The 20,581-nt window shown below is 70.2% G+C and carries 18 protein-coding genes; 5 read left to right on the forward strand and 13 right to left on the reverse strand.

What is annotated here, in order from left to right; all coding sequences use genetic code 11:
* Positions 1–47: 47 nt before the first annotated feature.
* Positions 48–875, reverse strand: coding sequence for a carbon-nitrogen family hydrolase (locus tag AC5P1C_RS04155; RefSeq protein WP_493864275.1), 828 nt, complete (start codon positions 873–875; stop codon positions 48–50).
* Positions 876–1,046: 171 nt separating this feature from the next.
* On the opposite strand from AC5P1C_RS04155, the gene AC5P1C_RS04160 reads away from it, so the two are divergent.
* On the forward strand, positions 1,047–1,871 hold the full coding sequence (locus AC5P1C_RS04160) for a maleylpyruvate isomerase family mycothiol-dependent enzyme (RefSeq protein ID WP_493864276.1): 825 nt from the start codon (positions 1,047–1,049) through the stop codon (positions 1,869–1,871).
* A 34-nt stretch (positions 1,872–1,905) separates the two neighbouring features.
* Here AC5P1C_RS04160 and AC5P1C_RS04165 read toward each other — a convergent pair whose 3' ends face one another.
* The gene (locus AC5P1C_RS04165) at positions 1,906–3,216 is read right to left on the reverse strand and encodes an MFS transporter (RefSeq protein ID WP_493864277.1); all 1,311 of its coding nucleotides are present in this window, start codon (positions 3,214–3,216) and stop codon (positions 1,906–1,908) included.
* 97 nt (positions 3,217–3,313) lie between these two features.
* Positions 3,314–4,048 (reverse strand): GntR family transcriptional regulator, encoded by a 735-nt coding sequence (locus AC5P1C_RS04170; protein WP_493864278.1) that lies wholly within the window; start codon positions 4,046–4,048, stop codon positions 3,314–3,316.
* A gap of 157 nt (positions 4,049–4,205) precedes the next feature.
* Here AC5P1C_RS04170 and AC5P1C_RS04175 point away from each other — a divergent pair, with 157 nt between their 5' ends.
* A complete protein-coding gene (locus AC5P1C_RS04175; protein WP_493864279.1) occupies positions 4,206–5,096 on the forward strand; it encodes a D-alanyl-D-alanine carboxypeptidase family protein in 891 nt (296 codons plus the stop codon).
* Between the two features lie 114 nt (positions 5,097–5,210).
* Here AC5P1C_RS04175 and AC5P1C_RS04180 read toward each other — a convergent pair whose 3' ends face one another.
* The 3 genes from AC5P1C_RS04180 to pdhA are packed head-to-tail and all read right to left on the reverse strand — an operon-like array spanning position 5,211 to position 8,916.
* Positions 5,211–6,725, reverse strand: coding sequence for a dihydrolipoamide acetyltransferase family protein (locus AC5P1C_RS04180; RefSeq protein ID WP_493864280.1), 1,515 nt, complete (start codon positions 6,723–6,725; stop codon positions 5,211–5,213).
* Between the two features lie 11 nt (positions 6,726–6,736).
* A complete protein-coding gene (locus AC5P1C_RS04185; protein ID WP_493864281.1) occupies positions 6,737–7,717 on the reverse strand; it encodes an alpha-ketoacid dehydrogenase subunit beta in 981 nt (326 codons plus the stop codon).
* Positions 7,718–7,719: 2 nt separating this feature from the next.
* A complete protein-coding gene (gene pdhA, locus AC5P1C_RS04190; protein WP_493864282.1) occupies positions 7,720–8,916 on the reverse strand; it encodes a pyruvate dehydrogenase (acetyl-transferring) E1 component subunit alpha in 1,197 nt (398 codons plus the stop codon).
* 429 nt (positions 8,917–9,345) lie between these two features.
* Between pdhA and AC5P1C_RS04195 the strand changes: the two genes are divergently transcribed.
* Entirely contained in the window at positions 9,346–9,960 is a 615-nt protein-coding gene (locus AC5P1C_RS04195) for a response regulator (protein WP_493864283.1), read from the forward strand.
* Positions 9,961–10,148: 188 nt separating this feature from the next.
* A complete protein-coding gene (locus AC5P1C_RS04200) occupies positions 10,149–10,589 on the forward strand; it encodes a pyridoxamine 5'-phosphate oxidase family protein (protein WP_493864284.1) in 441 nt (146 codons plus the stop codon).
* A 130-nt stretch (positions 10,590–10,719) separates the two neighbouring features.
* On the opposite strand, the gene AC5P1C_RS04205 is transcribed toward AC5P1C_RS04200, so the two are convergent.
* A complete protein-coding gene (locus AC5P1C_RS04205) occupies positions 10,720–12,300 on the reverse strand; it encodes a protein kinase domain-containing protein (protein WP_493864285.1) in 1,581 nt (526 codons plus the stop codon).
* Between the two features lie 295 nt (positions 12,301–12,595).
* On the opposite strand from AC5P1C_RS04205, the gene AC5P1C_RS04210 reads away from it, so the two are divergent.
* On the forward strand, positions 12,596–14,239 hold the full coding sequence (locus tag AC5P1C_RS04210; protein ID WP_493864286.1) for a protein kinase domain-containing protein: 1,644 nt from the start codon (positions 12,596–12,598) through the stop codon (positions 14,237–14,239).
* A 161-nt stretch (positions 14,240–14,400) separates the two neighbouring features.
* On the opposite strand, the gene AC5P1C_RS04215 is transcribed toward AC5P1C_RS04210, so the two are convergent.
* The 6 genes from AC5P1C_RS04215 to AC5P1C_RS04240 all read right to left on the reverse strand — a co-directional run bounded on the left by AC5P1C_RS04215 (position 14,401) and on the right by AC5P1C_RS04240 (position 20,539).
* Entirely contained in the window at positions 14,401–14,943 is a 543-nt protein-coding gene (locus AC5P1C_RS04215; RefSeq protein ID WP_493864287.1) for a bacterial proteasome activator family protein, read from the reverse strand.
* Between the two features lie 86 nt (positions 14,944–15,029).
* Positions 15,030–15,434: a hypothetical protein gene (locus AC5P1C_RS04220; RefSeq protein WP_493864288.1), complete on the reverse strand. Its 405-nt coding sequence runs from the start codon at positions 15,432–15,434 to the stop codon at positions 15,030–15,032.
* Positions 15,435–15,571: 137 nt separating this feature from the next.
* Positions 15,572–16,549 carry an NAD(P)H-quinone oxidoreductase gene (locus tag AC5P1C_RS04225; protein WP_493864289.1) on the reverse strand — a complete coding sequence of 326 codons (978 nt, stop codon included), beginning with the start codon at positions 16,547–16,549 and terminating at the stop codon, positions 15,572–15,574.
* An 86-nt stretch (positions 16,550–16,635) separates the two neighbouring features.
* On the reverse strand, positions 16,636–17,757 hold the full coding sequence (locus AC5P1C_RS04230) for a potassium channel family protein (protein ID WP_493864290.1): 1,122 nt from the start codon (positions 17,755–17,757) through the stop codon (positions 16,636–16,638).
* Complete coding sequence (locus tag AC5P1C_RS04235; RefSeq protein ID WP_493864291.1) at positions 17,745–19,406, reverse strand: molybdopterin molybdotransferase MoeA; 1,662 nt, start codon at positions 19,404–19,406, stop codon at positions 17,745–17,747. The genes AC5P1C_RS04230 and AC5P1C_RS04235 overlap by 13 nt, the downstream gene beginning before the upstream one ends.
* The gene (locus AC5P1C_RS04240) at positions 19,403–20,539 is read right to left on the reverse strand and encodes an NTP transferase domain-containing protein (protein WP_493864292.1); all 1,137 of its coding nucleotides are present in this window, start codon (positions 20,537–20,539) and stop codon (positions 19,403–19,405) included. The genes AC5P1C_RS04235 and AC5P1C_RS04240 overlap by 4 nt, the downstream gene beginning before the upstream one ends.
* Between the last annotated feature and the right edge of the window lie 42 nt (positions 20,540–20,581).

The raw sequence follows: 20,581 nt of genomic DNA on the forward strand, positions 1-20,581 counted from the left end.
GCGCCGAGGAACATGGGCCCACCATGGGCCCACCAAGCAGGGCCCTCTCAGCGCCGCGGGGTGTCCATCCCCAGCAGCCGGTCCTTCAACGCGGGGAACTGCTCACGCGTGGCCGCGACCTTCGCAAGGTCAAGGTCGACGGTGAGGACCTCCTCACCGTCCCCTGCCTCGGCCAGGACCTCGCCCCAGGGGTCGACAACAACGCTGTGCCCCGCCTGGGGCACCCCGGCGTGCGTACCGCCGGTACCACAGGCAAGGACGTACACCTGGTCCTCGACCGCCCGCGCCCGAGCGAACAGCGTCCAGTGCTCACGCCGCCGCGCGGGCCACCCCGCGGGGACGACGAACATCTCCGCGCCCGCGTCGACAAGCCCCCGGAAGAGCTCGGGGAAGCGGAGGTCGTAGCAAGTGGCGAGCCCGATCGCCGCGGAAGGCGTCCGCACGGTCACCAGCTCACGCCCCGCCCCCATCAGCACGGCCTCACCCTTGTCGAAGCCGAACCGGTGGATCTTCCGGTACGAGGCGGCGAGTTCACCCTCGGGCGAGAAGACGAGCGAGGTGTTGTAGAGACCCCCGGCCGCCTCCCCCGAAGCGTCCCCCGCAGCAGCCTGCTCCGGGATCGACCCCGCGTGCAGCCAGACCCCCGCGTCACTCGCGGCCTTGGCCATCGCCTCGCGCGTAGGCCCGTCCAGCGACTCCGCCTCGCTCGCGAACGACTCGTACGCGAAAGCGCCCGTGGTCCACAGTTCGGGAAGAACGACGAGATCCGGCCGCTCCCGCTCGGCTACCTCACGTACCAGTGAAGAGACCCGCGAGCGGCGGGAATTGACCGATTCGCCCTCGTCTACGGCGATCTGGATGAGGGAGGCGCGCACACTACCACCGTCCTGGCATTCGAGCCGTCTATGCAGGCCTACGATCGTCACACGAAAGCACTGCAGGGGTGCCTGCGGGCAGCGTACTGTGATTTTCCGGGGGAGCCCCCCGGACCCCCACAGACGCGTCCGAAGACACCCACCGCCCGCGTACGACCGTCGAGGGGTCCCGTGAGTCTCCATCCCAGCCTGCAAACCTACGCCGACGCCTGGACCCAATCCGTATCAGCCATATCCGAGCTGGTGTCGCCGCTCACCGAGGGCGAGTGGAACTGGGCCACGCCCTGCCCCGGCTGGTCGGTGCGGGATGTCGTCTCCCACGTCATAGGCCTGGACTGCGAGATGCTGGGCGACCCGCGCCCCATCCACACCCTGCCCCGCGACCTGTACCACGTACAGACCGAGGGCCAGCGGTACATGGAGATCCAGGTCGACGTCCGGCGCCACCACACCGCGCCCGAGATGACCTCCGAGCTGGAGTACACGATCATCCGCCGCTCACGGCAGCTGCGGAACGAGTCGCGCGACCCCTCCCACAAGCTCCGCGGCCCGCTCGGCACCGAGCAGACCCTCGAACTGGCCACGCGGATGCGCGCGTTCGACGTCTGGGTGCATGAGCAGGACCTGCGTACGACGCTGAGGAAGCCCGGCAACCTCGACTCCCCGGGGGCGTACGTGGCGCGCGACCTCCTGCTGCACGGACTCCCCAAGGTGGTCGCCAAGAAGGCCGGGGCACCGGCCAATTCGGCGGTCGTCTTCGATGTGAGCGGGCCCGTCGAGTTCCTACGCACGGTCCGCGTCGACGCGGAGGGGCATGCCACGGTCGACAGCGCGCCCTCGCTCGGCCCGCTCGCGACGCTGAGCCTGGACTGGGAGACGTACTTCCGCCTCGCGTGCGGCCGCGTCTCGTACGCGTCCGTGGCCGACCGGATCAAGGTCGAGGGCGACCACGGCCTGGGCGAGGCGATCCTGCGGGAGTTCGCGGTCACGCCGTAGCCCACTCCCTGAGTGGTTCCCGCCCGTGAGTGGGTCAGACGGGGACGTGCACGGCCTCGACGCGGCTGGCGACAAGGCGCTCCTTCTCCCGCCGCACCGCGCGCGTCCGTAGCCGCAGGATCTGGCTGAGGCCGATCGCCTCCAGGACGAAGACGGCGGAGAAGGCGATCCGGTAGTTGTCGCCGGTCGCGTCCAGGAGGACGCCGATGGCGAGCAGCGTCGTCATGGAGGCGACGAAGCCGCCCATGTTCACGATGCCGGACGCGGTGCCCTGCCGCTCCGGCGGATTGGCGGGGCGTGCGAAGTCGAAGCCGATCATGGACGCGGGGCCGCAGGCGCCGAGCACGACGCACAGCGCGATGAGCAGGCCCAACGGGGCGTGGTCGCCGGGGTAGTGGATCGTGAGCGCCCACATCGCGGCCGTCGCCGCGACCGTCCCGATGGCCAGGGGCGTGCGCGCCGCGTGGTGCCGGGCGACGATCTGGCCGTAGACCAGGCCCACCACCATGTTGGACAGGACGACGAGGGTGAGCAGCGCCCCGGCCGTCCCGCGCGTGAGCCCCTGCGCCTCGACGAGGAACGGCAGGCCCCACAGGAGCAGGAACACCATCGCGGGGAACTGCGTGGTGAAGTGCACCCACAGCCCGAGCCGGGTGCCGGGCTCGCGCCAGCTCATCGCTATCTGCTTGCGCACGAAGGCCGCACCGGTGTGCGCCGCCGGCTCCGGCTCGTGGCCCTCGGGGTGGTCCTTGAGGAACAGCGTCATCAGTACGAGGACGAGGACGCCGCACAGCGCGCTGCCGGCGAAGGCGGCGGTCCAGCCGACGGAGTGCAGGAGCCGGGCGATGACGAGGGTGGAGACGAGGTTGCCCGCCATGCCGACGAGACCGGCGAGCTGGGCGACCATCGGGCCCCGCCGGGCCGGGAACCAGCGGGTTCCCAGACGCAGCACGCTGATGAAGGTCAGCGCGTCACCGCAGCCGAGCAGCGCGCGCGACGCGAGCGCCATCCCGTACGAGGGTGAGAAGGCGAAGCCCAGTTGGCCGAGCGTGAAGAGGACGACTCCGATCGTCAGGACGCGCTTGGTGCCGAGCCGGTCGACCATCAGGCCGACGGGTATCTGCATGCCCGCGTACACGAGCAGCTGGAGGATCGAGAAGGTGGAGAGCGCGGACGCGTTGACGTGAAAGCGGTCGGCGGCGTCGAGTCCGGCCACCCCGAGGGAGGTCCGGAAGATGACGGCGACGAAGTAGACGGCGACACCGATACCCCACACGAGCATGGCCTTCTTGCCGCCGGGGGGATCGCCGGGGAGGGAGAGGGGGGCGGAGGAGGCGGCGCTCATCGGGACTTCCAGTAATGGGTGGCTGGGAGGCAAACATGCCGCGAAGCGGCAGAAGAAATCCCACCGACGGTGGACGGCGACCGGTCAGAGAGCAACCTCATCGCACCTCACCCCGAGCAAGATCCCGGAACCACCCGACGTGCCGGGTCACCACGGCGACCGCCCCCTCCGCGTCCCCCGCGCGCAACGCGTCAAGGATCTCCTTGTGCTCGGCAAGCGTCTTGGCGATCCGGTCGGGATGCGAGTGCATCACCGCGACCCCCATCCGCAACTGCCGGTCACGAAGCTGGTCGTACAACCGCGCAAGGATCTCGTTCCCCCCGCTCCGCACGATCTCCGCGTGGAAGCAGCGGTCGGTGACGGCCGCTTCCGCGAGGTCCCCCGCGGCGGCCTGCTCGCGCTGCTGGGCCAGCAGCTCTTCGAGGCGGGCGATCAGCGCCGCGGGCGCAGGCACCGCCTTGCGCACCGAATGCGTCTCCACCAGGAGCCTCGTCTCGACGACGTCGGCGATCTCCTGCACGGACACCGGCAGGACCAGCGCGCCCTTCTTCGGGTAGAGCCGGAGAAGCCCCTCCACCTCCAGCTTCAGGAGGGCCTCGCGCACCGGCGTGCGGGACACCCCGACGGCCTCGGCGAGCTCACCTTCGGTGAGCAGTGTGCCGCCCTCGTACCGGCGGTCGAGCACCCCCTGCTTGACGTGCGCGTACACGCGCTCGGCGGCGGGTGGCTGCTTCAGGGCTTGGGTGGGGGGCGAGGCAGGAGACGAGGCCGGGGACGAAGCGGGGGACGAGGCAGGAGACGAAGCGGGGGACGAGGCGGGTGCGGCAGGCATGCGCACAGCATAGATACAACACGTACCCATGAGGTCGTCCATTCCACGATCCGGACTTCACCCGCCGGAGAGCACATCCATCTGCCCCCCTCATACGTCTCACCATCGAGCGGCACCCTCATGTGGCCGCATTCCAGGGGCATTTGGAGCATTGAACTTGAAAACCCCCATTAAGGGCATTCGCCGCGCATCGGCCGTAATCGTCACCACCGGTGCGGTACTCGCGGGCGGAGCCCTCACGACCCCGGCCCATGCGGCCGCGCTGCCGAAGCCGTCGATCGCCGCCAAGGGCGGCTTCGTGATGAACAACGGCACAGGCAAGACGCTCTTCACCAAGTCCGCCGACACCCGCCGTTCCACCGGCTCCACCACCAAGATCATGACGGCGAAGGTGGTGCTCTCGCAGCCGAACCTGAACCTCGACTCCAAGGTCAAGATCGAGAAGGCCTACAGCGACTACATCGTCAGGAACACCGCCTCGTCCGCCCGCCTGATCGTCGGCGACAAGGTCACCGTCCGCCAGCTCCTGTACGGCCTGATGCTGCCGTCCGGCTGCGACGCGGCGTACGCGCTCGCGGACAAGTTCGGCAAGGGGTCCACGCGCTCGGCCCGCGTGAAGTCGTTCATCGGCAAGATGAACACGCAGGCCAGGAGCCTCGGCCTGACGAACACCCACTTCGACTCGTTCGACGGCATCGGCAGCGGCAGCAACTACTCCACGCCCCGCGACCTGACGAAGCTCGCCAGCAGCGCGATGAAGAGCTCCACGTTCCGTACGGTCGTGAAGACGAAGTCGACGAAGCAGAAGGTCACCACGAAGAACGGTGGCTACCGCTACATGTCGTGGTCGAACACGAACAACCTGCTCAGCAGCTACAGCGGCGCCATCGGCGTGAAGACGGGCTCGGGCCCGCAGGCCAAGTACTGCCTGGTCTTCGCCGCGACCCGCAACGGCAAGACGGTCATCGGCACGGTCCTCACCTCGACCTCGTCGGCGAACCGCACGAAGGACGCGAAGAAGCTGATGGACTACGGCTTCAAGAAGTAGCCCGACCCGCAGCACGCGTGACGCAGTCGGGCCCCGCCACGGTGTGTGGCGGGGCCCGTCTGCGGGGCCCGTCTGCGGGCCCCGTCTGCGGGCCCCGTCTGCGTACGTGGGTCGCTACGCCCAGGTGATGAGCCGCTTGGGCTGCTCCAGGATCGCCGCCACATCGGCGAGCACCTTGGAGCCGAGCTCGCCGTCGACCAGGCGGTGGTCGAAGGAGAGCGCGAGCGTCGTCACCTGGCGCGGCTTGACCTTGCCCTTGTGGACCCAGGGCTGGAGCTTGATCGTGCCGACCGCGAGGATCGCGGACTCGCCCGGGTTCAGGATCGGCGTGCCGGTGTCGACGCCGAAGACGCCGACGTTCGTGATGGTGACCGTGCCGCCCTGCATCGCGGCCGGTGACGTCTTGCCGTCGCGGGCCGTGGACACCAACTCGCCGAGCGATGCCGCCAGTTCGGGCAGCGTCTTGGCGTGCGCGTCCTTGATGTTCGGGACGACCAGGCCGCGCGGAGTGGCCGCGGCGATGCCCAGATTCACGTAGTGCTTCTGGACGATCTCCTGGTTCGCCTCGTCCCAGGCCGCGTTGACGTCGGGGTTGCGCCGGATCGCCACGAGCAGCGCCTTGGAGATGAGCAGCAGCGGGTTCACCCGCAGGCCCGCGAAGGCCTTGTCCTCCTTCAGCTCATCGACCAGCTTCATCGTCCGCGTCACGTCCACCGTCACGAACTCCGTGACGTGCGGCGCCGTGAACGCCGAGCCCACCATCGCCTGGGCGATGGCCTTGCGGACGCCCTTGACGGGGATCCGGGTCTCGCGGGCGTCCGTGCCGCCCGCCGCGGCGGCGGGCGTCTCGGCGGCCACCGGCTGCGGCGCGGACACGGGGGCGGCCGGGGCGGAGGCGGTCGGGGCGGAGGCCTTGGCCACCGCCGCGTGCACGTCCTCGCGGGTGATGATTCCGTCACGACCGGACGGGGCGATCGCCGCGAGGTCCACCCCCAGGTCCTTGGCGAGCTTGCGCACCGGCGGCTTGGCCAGCGGACGCTCACCTGCCGGGGCGGGGGCAGCCTCCGGGGCGGGGGCGGCCTCCGGGGCGGCCTCGGCAGCCGTGCCGGAGCCGTTCAGCTCGGCCTGGACCGCTGCCGCGTAGTACGTGCCGGCGGCCGCGGCCTGATCCTGTGCGGACTTGCGTGCCCGGCGCTTCGTCGAGGACTCGGCGACCCCATAGCCGACGAGCACGGGCTGACGGCCCTGGGAAGCGGCCTCCTCCACGGGGGCGGCCTCGGCAGCCGGAGCCGCGGGCTTCTCCGCCGGCGCGGCGGTCTCCGCGGGCGTCTGCACGGACGCGGCGGGCGTCTGCACGGAGGCGCTACCGCCGGACACGTCCACCGTGATGATCACCTGGCCGACATCGACCGTGGTGCCCTCGGGGAAGCGCAGTTCGCTCACGACGCCGTTGAAGGGGATGGGCAGTTCGACGGCGGCCTTGGCCGTCTCGACCTCGCACACCACCTGTCCGTCGGTGACCGTGTCACCGGGAGCGACGAACCACTTGAGGATCTCTGCCTCGGTGAGCCCCTCGCCCACGTCGGGCATCTTGAACTCGGCCAGCGCGGTGTCTGTCATCGTCGTCACGACCCTCTCCCTCAGTACGCCAGCGAGCGGTCGACAGTGTCGAGCACCCGGTCGAGGCCCGGCAGGTACTCCTCTTCCAGCCGCGCCGGCGGATACGGCGCGTGGAAGCCGCCGACCCGCAGCACGGGCGCTTCGAGGTGGTAGAAGCACCGCTCGGTGATGCGCGCCGCGATCTCCGCGCCCGTGCCGAGGAAGACCGGGGCCTCGTGGACCACGACGAGCCGCCGCGTCTTCTCGACCGAGGCCTGCACCGCGTCGAAGTCCATCGGTGACATGGAGCGCAGGTCCACGACCTCAAGGGACTTGCCCTCTTCGGCGGCGGCAGCGGCGGCCTCCAGACAGACCTTCACCATGGGGCCGTACGCGGCGAGCGTCAGGTCCGTGCCCTCGCGGGCGACCCGGGCCTTGTGCAGCGGCGCCGGAATGGCGTCCGTGTCGACCTCGCTCTTGTCCCAGTAACGCCGCTTCGGCTCGAAGAAGATCACCGGGTCGTCGCTCTGGATGGCCTGCTGCATCATCCAGTAGGCGTCCGAGGAGTTCGAGGGCGAGACGACCTTGAGCCCCGCCACGTGCGCGAACAGCGCCTCGGGCGACTCACTGTGGTGCTCGACCGCGCCGATCCCGCCGCCGTACGGAATGCGGATGACGACCGGCATCTTGATCTTGCCGAGCGCGCGGGCGTGCATCTTCGCGAGCTGCGTGACGATCTGGTCGTACGCCGGGAAGACGAAGCCGTCGAACTGGATCTCCACCACCGGGCGGTAGCCCCGCAGCGCCAGACCGATGGCCGTGCCGACGATGCCGGACTCGGCCAGCGGGGTGTCGATGACACGGTCCTCGCCGAAGTCCTTCTGCAGGCCGTCCGTCACCCGGAAGACGCCGCCGAGCTTGCCGACGTCCTCGCCCATGATGAGGACCTTGGGGTCGGTGTCGAGCGCCGTACGCAGCGATTCGTTGATCGCCTTGGCAAGGGGAAGTTTCTGTACGCCCATGGTCACTTACCGCCTTCGTCCGCGAACGACGCCTGGTACGCGGCGAACTGGGCGCGCTCCTCGTCCACCAGCGCATGCCCGTCCGCATACGCGTTCTCGAAGATCGCCATCAGATCCGGATCCGGCATCGCCCGCACCACCTCTCGCACTCGCTTTCCCAACGCTTCGCTCTCCGCCTCGAGTTCCGCGAAAAATCCCTCATCCGCGTGACCCTCGGTCTCGAGATAGGTCCGCAGGCGCAGGATCGGGTCCTTGGCCTCCCAGGCCTCGCGCTCGTCGTCGTTGCGGTACTTGGTCGGGTCGTCCGATGTGGTGTGCGCGCCCATGCGGTAGGTGAACGCCTCGATGAGCGCCGGGCCCTCGCCCGTACGCGCCCGCTCAAGGGCCCACTTGGTGACGGCGAGCACGGCGAGCACGTCGTTGCCGTCGACCCGCACGCCGGGGAAGCCGAAGCCCTGCGCGCGCTGGTAGAGCGGCACGCGGGTCTGCTTCTCGGTGGGCTCGGAGATCGCCCACTGGTTGTTCTGGCAGAAGAACACGACGGGGGCGTTGTAGACCGCGGAGAAGGTGAACGCCTCGGCGACGTCGCCCTGGCTGGACGCGCCGTCCCCGAAGTACGCGATCACGGCCGAGTCCGCGCCGTCCTTGGCCACGCCCATCGCGTAACCGGTGGCGTGCAGGGTCTGCGAGCCGATGACGATCGTGTACAGGTGGAAGTTGTTGGTGTTCGGATCCCAGCCACCGTGGTTCACGCCGCGGAACATGCCGAGCAGATTGGTCGGGTCGACCCCGCGGCACCAGGCGACGCCGTGCTCGCGGTAGGTCGGGAAGACGTAGTCGTCCTCGCGGGTCGCACGGCCCGAGCCGATCTGGGCGGCCTCCTGGCCGAGCAGCGAGGCCCACAGGCCCAGCTCGCCCTGGCGCTGCAGGGAGGTGGCCTCGGCGTCGAAGCGCCGGGTGAGGACCATGTCGCGGTACAGGGCGCGCAGGTCGTCGGCGGTGATGTCCGCGACGTACGAGTCGTACTCGGCGTTCTTGACCCGCTTGCCCTCGGGGGTCAGCAGCTGGACAAGCTGGGGTTCCGTGCTTTTCGCGCTGTCCGTGCTCTTCTTCGGCGCGGCCTTCTTGGCGCTTGCGCGCTTGCCGCCGCTGTTGCTGCTGCGGCGCGGTGTGCGCGCGGCGGTGCTCTCCACGGTCACGTGTGCTCCTCCGTCGGTCCGGCCCCCGGGATTACCGGGTAAGCCAGTGCGGCTCGCCTGATCCGTGCCCGCGCACGGGGTGGGTGCGACTCGGCCGGGAACAGGCGTGACAGGTGCCCCGGCGAGCGCCCTGCACAATGCACGTTACCCAGTGCTTCCCAATTCTGTGAAACCCCATCTGACCTGCGAATTTGCTTGGATTTCCAAGTATCTGACTGCTTGGATTTCCGAGTAAATCCAGAAAGTCGGGAACAGTTCCTGGTCACAGCACTGATCACAGCCTGGCAGGGGGCCGGAACACCGGCACGTTATCCCGGCCACCCCGCGCACGGGAAGGGTTCAGCTCGGGCACTAGGAGAGATCGTGTGTGAGACTGACTCCGTGCGCGAAGACGGAAAAATTACGGTATTTCTCCTCGACGACCATGAAGTGGTCCGCCGTGGAGTCCATGAGCTGCTCTCCGTGGAGTCCGATATCGAGGTCGTCGGCGAAGCGGGAACCGCGGCAGACGCCCTGGTCAGGATCCCTGCGACGCGGCCGGACGTGGCCGTGCTCGACGTGCGGCTCCCGGACGGCAGTGGGGTCGAGGTATGCCGCGAGATCCGTTCGCAGAACGAGGACATCAAATGCCTGATGCTCACCTCGTTCGCCGACGACGAGGCTCTCTTCGACGCGATCATGGCGGGCGCTTCCGGCTATGTCCTGAAGGCGATTCGCGGCAATGAACTGCTCTCGGCCGTACGTGACGTGGCGGCCGGGAAATCGCTGCTCGACCCCGTTGCCACGGCCCGGGTCCTGGAGCGTCTACGCGACGGAAACACCCCCAAGGGCGACGACCGTCTGTCGAACCTCACGGACCAGGAGCGCAAGATCCTCGACCTCATCGGCGAGGGCCTGACCAACCGGGTGATCGGCGAACGGCTGCACCTCGCCGAGAAGACGATCAAGAATTACGTGTCCAGCCTGCTCTCCAAGCTCGGCATGGAGCGACGCTCGCAGGCCGCCGCGTACGTGGCGCGCATGCAGGCGGAGCAGCACCACTGAGTCCAGTTCCAGTCCGTCATGTTCGGTGGCGCGTCATGTTCGGTGGCGCGACACGTTCGGTGGCGCGACACGTTCGGTGGCGCGTCACGTTCCGTGACCGATCGTGTCCTGAAACGGGACTTACGTCCCTGTCCTCTAGGGGCGGGGTCCCCTTCCGCGGCCACCCGCCGGTGCCCGAGGGTGGACGCATGCCCACCGACGTTCAGGAACCGGACGAACAGCTCGCCTTCGAACTGCTCCGCCGCACCGACTACGGCCGGGTCGCGACCAGCATGCGCGCGCTGCCCTTCCTCGCCGCGGCCCGCCACGTCGTCGTGGACGGGCGCATCCTGCTGCGGATGCACAGGGCCTACGGCTACCACCAGGCCTGCATCGGCAGCGTCGTCGCCTACGGAGCGGACAATCTCAGCGCGGAGACCGCGCACACGGGGCAGTGGACCGTGCAGTTCGTCGGCCTCTGCGAGGCGGTCGAGCCGACCAACGACGAGTTGGAACTGTTCGGCTCCGGCCCGCACTACGTGGACGGCGAGCTGTACGACCCGGTCTACATGCGCATCGAGCCACAGCTGGCCACGGTGCACACCAAGCAGACCCTGCAGCGGGAGCGGGAGCTTCAGCACATTCAGTAGACACATCCGCACATCCGCTGGAAACGACGCACGCGCGCGTGGTGCCCTTTCGGGCTCCACGCGCGCGTGCCGTTCGTTCTCCTGCTGCCTCGCTGCTCCCTGGCCCAGCTGAGGCGCTGCGCCGCGGGCGTCAGCCGCCGAGGCCGCCGTTGTCGCCGCCCTCTGCGCCGCCCGTCGTCACCGGCGTAGACGGGTCGTCCTCCGACGGCGTGGGCTCGTCCGTCGGCTCCGTGGGGTCGTCCGTCGGCTCCGTCGGATCGTCCGTCGGCTCCGTCGGGTCCTCGGTCGGCTCGCTCTCGGTGGGCGTCGGGTCGTAGTCCGTGGTGGGAGGCGCCGTCGGGGTGTAGTCGCCCTGGCCGCCGGTGCCGTCGCCGGGCATCGTGGCGTCGTCCGAGGGCTCCTCTTCCTGGCTCTTGCTCGGCTTCTTCGACTCCGACTGCTTGGTCGGCGCCTTCGTCGGGCCTTCCTTTTCCTTCTGCTTGCCGTCGCCCGCCGTCAGCGCGTACGCGACACCCACGGCGATCGCGATGACCGCGAGCACGGCGAAGATCCACATCTTGCCCCGGCCGCCCCGGCCGTTCCCGTCGCGGTGCCCACCCTCGAAGCCGCCGTCGTCGCCGCCCGGCGGACGCAGCATGGCGCCCGGGATCTGCGCGGTGCCGGAGTCGCCCGGGTGCTGCATCGCGGTGGTGCCCGCGACGCCCATCGCCGGGGTGCTGCCGCCCTGGTGCATGTTCGCGACGTCGACGGGTCCGGTGTTCCAGGTCCCGGTGTGGCTGCCCTGCTCGTGCAGCATCTGCAGGCCGTACTGGACCAGACCGCGCATCTCCTCGGCGGTCTGGAAGCGGTCGTCCGGGTCCTTGGCGAGCGAGCGCATCACCAGGCCGTCCAGCTCCGGCGGCGCCGCGTCCGAGGTCTCGGACGGCGGCACGGGGATGTCCTGGACGTGCTGGTAGACGACGGAGAGCGGCGTCTCACCGGTGAACGGGGGCCGCAGGGCGAGAAGTTCGTAGAGCAGACAGCCGGTCGCGTACAGATCGGAACGGTGGTCGACGGCCTTGCCGAGCGCCTGCTCCGGGGAGAGGTACTGGGGGGTGCCCATGACCATGCCGGTCTGGGTCATCGTCGACTGGGCGCCGTGCAGCGCACGGGCGATGCCGAAGTCCATCACCTTCACCGCGCCGGTGTGGGTGATGATCACGTTCGCGGGCTTGATGTCGCGGTGCACGATGCCGTGCTGGTGCGAGTACGCGAGCGCCTCGAGCACCCCGGAGACGATGATCAGGGCCTGCTCGGGACCCGGCGCCTCCGCGTTGAGCAGCAGATCGCGGATCGTCCGGCCCTCGACGATCTCCATGACGATGTAGGGGACGACATTCGGCCCGACGACATCCTCGCCGGAGTCGTAGACCGCCACCACCGCGTGGTGGTTGAGTCCCGCCACCGACTGGGCCTCGCGTGTGAAGCGGGCCTTGGAGACCGGGTCCTCGGCGAGGTCGGAGCGCAGCAGCTTGACGGCGACCGTACGGCCGAGACGTACGTCCTCGGCCGCGAACACCTCCGCCATACCACCGCGACCGAGTCTGCGGGTCAGCCGATATCGGCCATCCCCGACAAGTCCGCCATTACCCCACAGTTCCGGCGCATCTGACATACCGCCGCCACTCGCCTCGGGGTCGGACGGGCCCTGAGCGCGCTGCGTCTGTGCCATCAGTCCTCGCCGTCGTTTCTGGTCGTGGTGCTCGGTGGTACCGGGGGAACCCCGCCGGGCCACGCTACAGCCTTCGGGTGGCGCGGCGGTTCGAGGTGGACCGGACATCAAACCCGCCAGAGGCCCCCGCACGCAAACTTGTAACGCTTCCGAGACGCTTCTTGCGCGTACGGTCACGGAACGGGCATCGAGCTTGACGTGTCGGTGCCCTCGGGCAGACTTGGCCAGGAATAGCGGGAATCGATCACCGATCGCGGAGCCGTCCGGCACACCGCGCCGATGGGGGACGCACGACATGAGCAGCCAGGACGGCGCACAGGGACGGTATGCGGGGCGCTCGCTCGCCGGTGGCCGGTACCAGCTGCGCGATCTTCTCGGTGAAGGCGGCATGGCCTCCGTTCACCTCGCGTACGACTCCGTACTGGACCGTCAAGTCGCGATCAAGACGCTCCACAGCGAGCTCGGGCGCGAGCAGTCCTTCCGCGAGCGCTTCCGCCGCGAGGCCCAGTCGGTGGCCAAGCTCACTCACACGAACATCGTCTCGGTCTTCGACACCGGCGAGGACGAGCTCGACGGCGCGACGATGCCGTACATCGTCATGGAGTACGTCGAGGGCAAGCCGCTCGGCTCCGTGCTCGACGCGTCCGTCGCCCAGTTCGGCGCGATGCCGAGCGACCAGGCGCTGAAGATCACCGCCGATGTGCTCGCCGCGCTCGAGATCAGCCACGAGATGGGCCTGGTCCACCGCGACATCAAGCCCGGCAACGTGATGATGACGAAGCGCAACGTCGTCAAGGTGATGGACTTCGGCATCGCCCGCGCCATGCAGTCCGGCGTCACCTCCATGACGCAGACCGGCATGGTCGTCGGCACCCCCCAGTACCTCTCGCCGGAGCAGGCACTCGGCCGCGGCGTGGACGCCCGGTCCGACCTGTACTCCGTCGGCATCATGCTGTTCCAGCTGACCACCGGACGGCTGCCCTTCGAGGCGGACTCGCCGCTCGCCATCGCGTACGCGCACGTCCAGGAGGAGCCGGTCGCTCCGTCCTCGATCAACCGCTCGCTGCCGCCCGCGGTCGACGCGATCGTCGCCCGCGCGCTGAAGAAGAACCCGAACGAGCGTTTCCCGACCGCCGAGGCCATGCGCGACGAGTGCCTGCGCGTCGCCCAGTCCTTCCAGGCCGCGGCGCCGAGCATCGTCCCCGGCGCCTCGACGGCGAGCGGCGCGGGCGTCGGCTCCGCGGTCTTCCCGCCGGTCGACTCCTCGCTCCCGCAGCAGGGCGGCGTCCAGACGCCGTACCAGCCGGGTCCCTACGGTCCGCCCACGCCGGCCCCCGTCACTCCGGGGTACGGCTACCCGCAGCAGGGTGGATACCAGACCCCGGCGCCCACGAACGCGTACGCCCCGCAGGCCTCGCAGACCCCGCCGCCCTACACGCTCTCGCCGCAGCCGGCGCAGACGGCGGTCCACGGGCAGGGCGGCGGCTCGAGCTCGGGCGGCGGCAAGCGGAACATGCCGGTGATCGTCGGCTCGATCGTCGTCGCGCTGCTCGCCATCGGCGGCGTGATCGCGGCGGTCTCGCTGAGCGGCGACGACGGCGGCGGCAAGGGCGGCAAGGAAGGGAAAGAGTCGAACGCGCCGGTGGCGGGCCACCGCGGTCCGGACCGGACCCAAACGATCGAGACCGAAGAGTGCACCGAGCCCGAGACGGCGTACAACGACGAGGACAAGATCAAGGTCCCCGACTTCACGTTCAAGGACTGGCGATCCGTGCAGAAGTGCCTGCAGGCGGCGGGCTGGCAGTACGACAAGCGAACGATGGACGAGAACACCTACGGGGAGGACATGGTCATGCAGCAGTCCCCCAAGGAAGGCTCCGACGTCGACCCGGACGACGTGGACATCGAGTTCACCATCTCCACGGGCAACCCCGCCTGATCCGCTCCTGATCAGCTCCTGATCAGCCTCAGCGCCTGACGCGAAGGGCCCGGTCACCTCGTGACCGGGCCCTTCGCGTTGTCGTATTCGGCTACCGGCTTTCGGCTACCGGCTTTCGGCTACCGGCTTTCGGCTACCGGCTTTCGGCTACCGGCTTTCGGCTAGAGGTAGGGCCCTCCGGACCGCCCCGCGATACCGCCGTCCTCGTCCTCCTCGCCGCCGCCCACACCGGGCGGCAACGCGCGCCGCATCGATTCGAGCTGCGCCCGCGCCGCCATCTGCTGCGCGAAGAGGGTCGTCTGGATCCCGTGGAAGAGTCCCTCGAGCCAGCCCACGAGCTGGGCCTGCGCAATACGCAGTTCGGCGTCGCTGGGCACTCCGTCGTCGGTGAAGGGCAGGGAGAGACGCTCCAGTTCCTCAACGAGCTCGGGGGCGAGACCGTCCTCGAGCTCCTTGACCGAACTGGCGTGGATCTCCTTGAGCCGCACCCGGCTCGCCTCGTCGAGAGGAGCCGCGCGCACCTCCTCGAGCAGTTGCTTGATCATGCTGCCGATGCGCATGACCTTCGCCGGCTGTTCGACCATCTCCGTCACCGGGACCTCGCGGGAGTCATCGTCTCCGCCGCCGCCGAGCGCCATTCCGTCCTGTCCGACAACCAGGACCTGGGGGCTCTCCGGCGACCGTTCGTTCCTCGGCATCTCCATGCCGCCATTCTCTCGCACCCGTACGTCACACATCGGTGGTGCCCCCATTTGGCGCTGATCCACCGTGTACGAGGGGGCCGGTCGTGTCAGCCTCGGCGCAGCCGTACGGCGAAGAACGCGAGGCCGAGGCCGATGAGGACCAGTCCGCTGCCGAGCGGCAGGACCCGCAGGGCGGGCACGGCGGGCTCTGCGGCCGTACGCCGGGTGGTGTCGGACGCGGTGGTCGCCTTGCCGGGCGGCTTCGCGGCGGGCGGGAGCACGGGGGCCGGGGGTGTGGTGGCCGGAGCGCGCTCGAGCGGTGTGTAGGGCGGTACGGAGGCCGTGGCAGACGTGGGCGCGGGCTCGTCGCGGCCGGGACGGGCCCGGCCGTCGCCGGGGACGCTTCCGGCGCGGGTCTCGTTGGGTGAGGGTTCAACCGCGTACGAGATGCAGACGGGCGAGACGGCCAGGAGCACCGTCAGGACCAACAAGGGGCGAAGCCATGGAGTCATCGCGCTGACCCCCTCCCGCTACCGGGTCGCCAAGATCAAGAGAGATCACTGAAGCTGCATCAAGCGTCACACAGTGACACAACTCCGGCATCTCGACCATCTTGGTGACCCGGCAGGGGTCCTGCGGTGGATGGGCCCTAGCGGACGAGCAGCACCTTGCCGATGTGCGAGCTCTCCTCCAGTACGCGATGGGCGGTCGCCGCGTCACTCATCGGCACCGTCCGGTCGACGATCGGGCGTACGTGGCCCTGGGCGATCAGCGGCCACACGTGCTCGCGCACCGCCGCGACGATCGACGCCTTTTCCCCGGCGGGACGGCCGCGCAGGGAGGTCGCGGTGACGGCGGCCCGCTTGTTCAGGAGCGTGGCGATGTTCAGCTCGCCCTTGACGCCGCCCTGCATGCCGATGATCGCGAGACGGCCGCTGGTCGCGAGGGACTGCACGTTCCGGTCCAGGTACTTGGCGCCCATGTTGTCGAGGATGACGTCCGCGCCCGCGCCGTCCGTCGCCTTCTTGATCTCCTCGACGAAGTCCTGCTCGCGGTAGTTGATGAGGATGTCCGCGCCGAGTTCCCCGCAGAAGTCGAGCTTCTCCTTCGTGCCCGCCGTCACCGCCACCTTGGCGCCGACCGCCTTCGCCAGCTGGATCGCCATGGTGCCGATGCCGCTGGAACCGCCGTGCACGAGGAACGTCTCGCCGGGGCGGAGGTGGGCGATCATGAAGACGTTGGACCAGACCGTCGAGGTCACCTCGGGCAGCGCGGCCGCCGTCACGAGGTCCACGCCCTCGGGCACGGGCAGCAGTTGGCCGGCGGGGACGACGACCTGCTCGGCGTAGCCGCCGCCCGCGAGCAGCGCGCACACCTCGTCGCCGATCTCCCAGCCGGAGACTCCGGGGCCGATGTCGGTGACACGGCCCGCGCATTCGAGCCCCGGATAGGGGGACGAGCCGGGGGGCGGGTTGTAGAAGCCCTGGCGCTGGAGCAGATCGGCGCGGTTCACGGCGCTGGCCACGATGTCGACCAGCACCTCACCCTCGCCGGGTACGGGATCGGGGACCTCGGCCCATACGAGCGCTTCGGGTCCACCGGCTTCGGGGATCGTGATCGCATGCATGCGGGCGAGGCTACTCTCTGCGGATTCCCGCCGGTCGGACTACCTGCGCAGAACCGCGGTCGGCGCGGTACGTACTCCTCGTTCGGCTATGTGCGCAGACCTCCGCGCGGCGGAGTCTGCCGGGTGTCGGGTGCCATCGGTGACGTCGTCGTGGCCCGCACGATGGTGATCAGCCGGTCCATCAACTGCAGCTTCCCGACGGCTGGATCGTCGTACCCGAGCACCCGATGCCCGCGTACGACGCTGACGACCAGGTCGTCCGTCTCGCGGACGCCGAGCCCCACCTCGGCCTTTATCACCGGCCGTTCGACGAGATCGAGCCCGCTGCCCTGCTGGATCAGGTCCTCCATGACCATGCCCGCGCTCGGGCTGAGCACGGAGAGGCCGAGCAGCCGTCCCGCCGCACTGGCGCTGGTGATCACCGCGTCGGCGCCGGACTGCCGAAGGAGCGGCGCGTTCTCCTCCTCGCGCACGGCGGCCACGATCTTCGCCCCGCGGTTCATCTGGCGGGCCGTCAGTGTGACCAGGACGGCGGTGTCGTCGCGCTGGGTCGCGATGATGATCTGCCGGGCACGCTGCACCTCGGCACGGAGCAGCACATCGCTGCGCGTCGCGTCGCCGATGACGCCCGCGTAACCCTCCGCGGTGGCGGCGTCGACGACCTTCGCGCTCGGGTCGACCACCACGATCTGCTCGGGCTTCAGACCGGTCGCACACACGGTCTGGATCGCGGAGCGGCCCTTGGTGCCGAAGCCGACGACGACGGTGTGTTCACGCAAGTTGGACCTCCAGCGGTTCAGACGCCATTCCTCGCGCGTACGTTCCGTGAGCACTTCGAGGGTCGTACCGACCAGGATGATCAGGAAAAGCACGCGCAGCGGCGTGATCAGGAGAATGTTGCAGAGCCGCGCGCTGTCGCTGTACGGGACGATGTCGCCGTAGCCGGTGGTCGAGAGCGTGACGGTGGAGTAGTAGGCGGCGTCGAGGAAGTCGAGCCCGTCGTCCGAGTTGTCGTGGTAGCCGCCGCGGTCGATCCAGACGATGAAGGTCGTCAGGGCGAGCACCGCGAGCGCCATCATCAGTCGCTTGCCGACCTGCAGCAGGGGCCGTTCGACGACCCGGCGCGGCAGTTTGATCCGGTGGGTGACGAGGTGCTCGTCGGGGTTGCGGGCGATGGCGTCATGGCCGGGAAGTTTCACGTGAAACACTCCCCGGCGGCGTCCGTGGCTGCTGTGGCTCCTGCCTCCGGCAGGGCCCACGGGAGGTCGAGGACCTCCAGCTCCTGGCCTCGTCGCCCGCCACCGGGCGGGACGACCGCGAGCCCGTCGGCCACCGCGATCCCGCGCAGCATCGCCGGGCCGTTGTAGTGCAGCGGCACCGCCTGATCGGCCCGAAGGGTGACGGGGACGAGGCGGGTGTCGTGCGGGTGCCCGTGCACGTCCTCACGCAGCACAGCGGTGTACGCCGACGGGGCGGGGCGCCCCGAGAGCGTACGCAGCAGGGGCTCAGCGAGGGTCAGCAGGCCGGATACGGCGGCGAGTGGATTGCCGGGCAGGCCCACGAGGTGCTGATCGGGGCGGATGCGGGCGAGCAGCATGGGGTGCCCCGGGCGCACCGCGACGCCGTCCACGAGGAGTTCTGCGCCGATGCGGCGCAGGATGGGATGGACGTGGTCGACCGGGCCGGAAGCAGTGCCGCCGGTGGTGACGATGAGGTCGGCGGTGGAGGTCGTGACGGCCTGGTGCAACGCCTCGGCATCGTCACCGAGCCTGCGTACGGCGATGACTTCAGCGCCGAGCGAGCGCAGCCACGGCGGGAGCATGGGCCCGAGCGCGTCACGGATGAGGCCCTCGTGGGGGAGCCCCTCGGTCAGCAACTCGTCGCCCAGGATCAGCACTTCGGCCCTGGGGCGGGGGACCACGGGCAGCGCGTCGTACCCCGCGGCTGCCGCGAGGCCGAGCACCGCCGGGGTCACCAGGGCGCCGGGCGGCAGCAGTTGATCGCCGGAGCGGCACTCCTGGCCGCGCGGCCGGATGTCCTGCCCTTGCGTGACGTCACGCTGCGGGTGCAGCCGTCCCTTGTCGTCGGTGAGGCCGTGCTCGCTGCGGATGACGGCGGTCGCCTCCTGCGGGATCCGGGCCCCGGTGGCGATCCGCACGGCTTCTCCGTCGGAGAGGGGGTCCGGCGGCCCGTGCCCGGCGAGAATCCCGTCGGCCCGGACTTCCCAGGGCCCGGGCCCCGCAACGACCCAGCCGTCCATCGCGGAGGTGTCGAAGGAGGGGAGGTCGGTGAGAGCCACGAGGGGCGCCGCAAGAACGAGGCCGAGCGCCTGCCCCAGGGGGACGGTGGAGGTCGCGGCTGCGGAGGGCACGGGCCGGGGGACTCGTGCGGCGGCGGTGCGGGCCGCGGGCCAGGCAGTGATGTCGCGGGGCTTGGTGGGAGTGGCTGAGGTGATGTTGCCGCCCGGCGCAGGCGCCGCAGCCGCAGCCGCGGCGGCCGATTTGCGAGGGGCTCGCGTTGCGGCGGGTGCGGACGCAGGTTGGGGTGCGGACGGTCGCTGGGGCGCGGCGGGTGCGGACGCAGGTTGGGGCGCGGAGGGCGCGGACGAAGGTTGGGGTCTGGCGGGTGCTGGGGGCGCGGACGGTCGCTGGGGCGCGGCGGGTGCCGGGGGCGCGGACGGTCGCTGGGGCGCGGCGTCGTGCTCCTGGCCGCCCGAGGCTGCCGCCGCGCTTCCCAGGCCGGCTCCGCCGAGCCCGCCGTCACCGTCGGCGTGCCTGCCGGTCCTGCGGCCATGGTCGTCGTTCACCAGCGCGAGAGCCTCGTCGAGCTCGGCGTCCGGCGCGGGCTGCCCACTCATCCGGCATCCGGTCGCATGTCGGTCCGCGCGTCCTGTCCCGGGTCGGGACGGTCACTCGGCGGCGTCGTCCCGTCAGGCGCGGCGCCCGGCTTCCCTGCGGGGGTCGCGCCAGGCCCCGCATCGGGCCCCGCGTCGGATTCGCCCTCCTCCGCCCACCGCGTGGCCAACGCCGCCGCCTTGCGGGCGGCCTCGGCCACCGCTTCGGGCCCGCCGCCCTCCGCGGCCCGCGCCGCCGCGTACCCCACCAGGAAGGTGGTCAGCGGAGCCGCGGGCCTGGCCACGCCGTGTGCGGCGTCGCGGGCGAGGTCGAGCAGCAAGCCGGTGTCGACGTCGAGCTCGATGCCCAGTTCGTCCTTGACTGCGGAAATCCATTCATCCAACACGTGCCCATGCTCCCTGATACGTGCCCGAGCGGCCGCGATGTCGTCCCAGGTGTCGCAGTCGAAGGACGCGACGGGGTCCGCGACCCGGGTGAGTTCGAGCCGCGCGGTGAGTGACCGCAGCGGAAGTCCCGTCAGACCGTCGTGCTCGGCGGAGAGCTTCGCGATCTCACGCTTGAGCGACGCCCTGCGGTAGGCCGCGACCAGCGGCTGGTCCCTGCCGTCGGCATCGCGCAGCACCGCGCCGTCCGCGCCGCTCTCCCGCAGCGCGGCGAGCAGGCCGTGCACCGTCCGCTCTGCCAGGAACGGCAGATCGGCGGAGAGCACCACCACGTGCTCCGCCGCGGTGCACCGCAGTCCCGCGTCGAGCGCGGCGAGCGGCCCGGCACCGGCGGGTTTCTCGCGCGCCCACACCACGGGACGCGCGGTCGGCCGGGCTCCGGCGACGACCACGGTCGTCCCCGCCGCGGAACACGCGCCGAGCACCCGGTCGAGCAGCGCCCGGCCGCCCACCCGCACCCCCGGCTTGTCCGCACCGCCGAGCCGTCTGGCACCGCCTCCCGCGAGCACCACGGCGTCGAACGGAGCGTCGTAGGGCGCGTCGTACGAATCCTCGTCCTCGTACGGGCCAGCGGCCGGGCCAACCGTCCGGCCATCGGCCTTGCCAGCCGTCGGGCCATCCCTCGGGCCATCGGTAGGGGCGGCGTTCGAGGCGGCGGATACGGCGCCACCCGGAACCCTCTGCGCGGTCATCCCCCGAGTATGGGCGTACGAAGGATCAATGCCACCCCTCTG

The sequence above is a fragment of the Streptomyces sp. A18 genome (assembly GCF_059026065.1).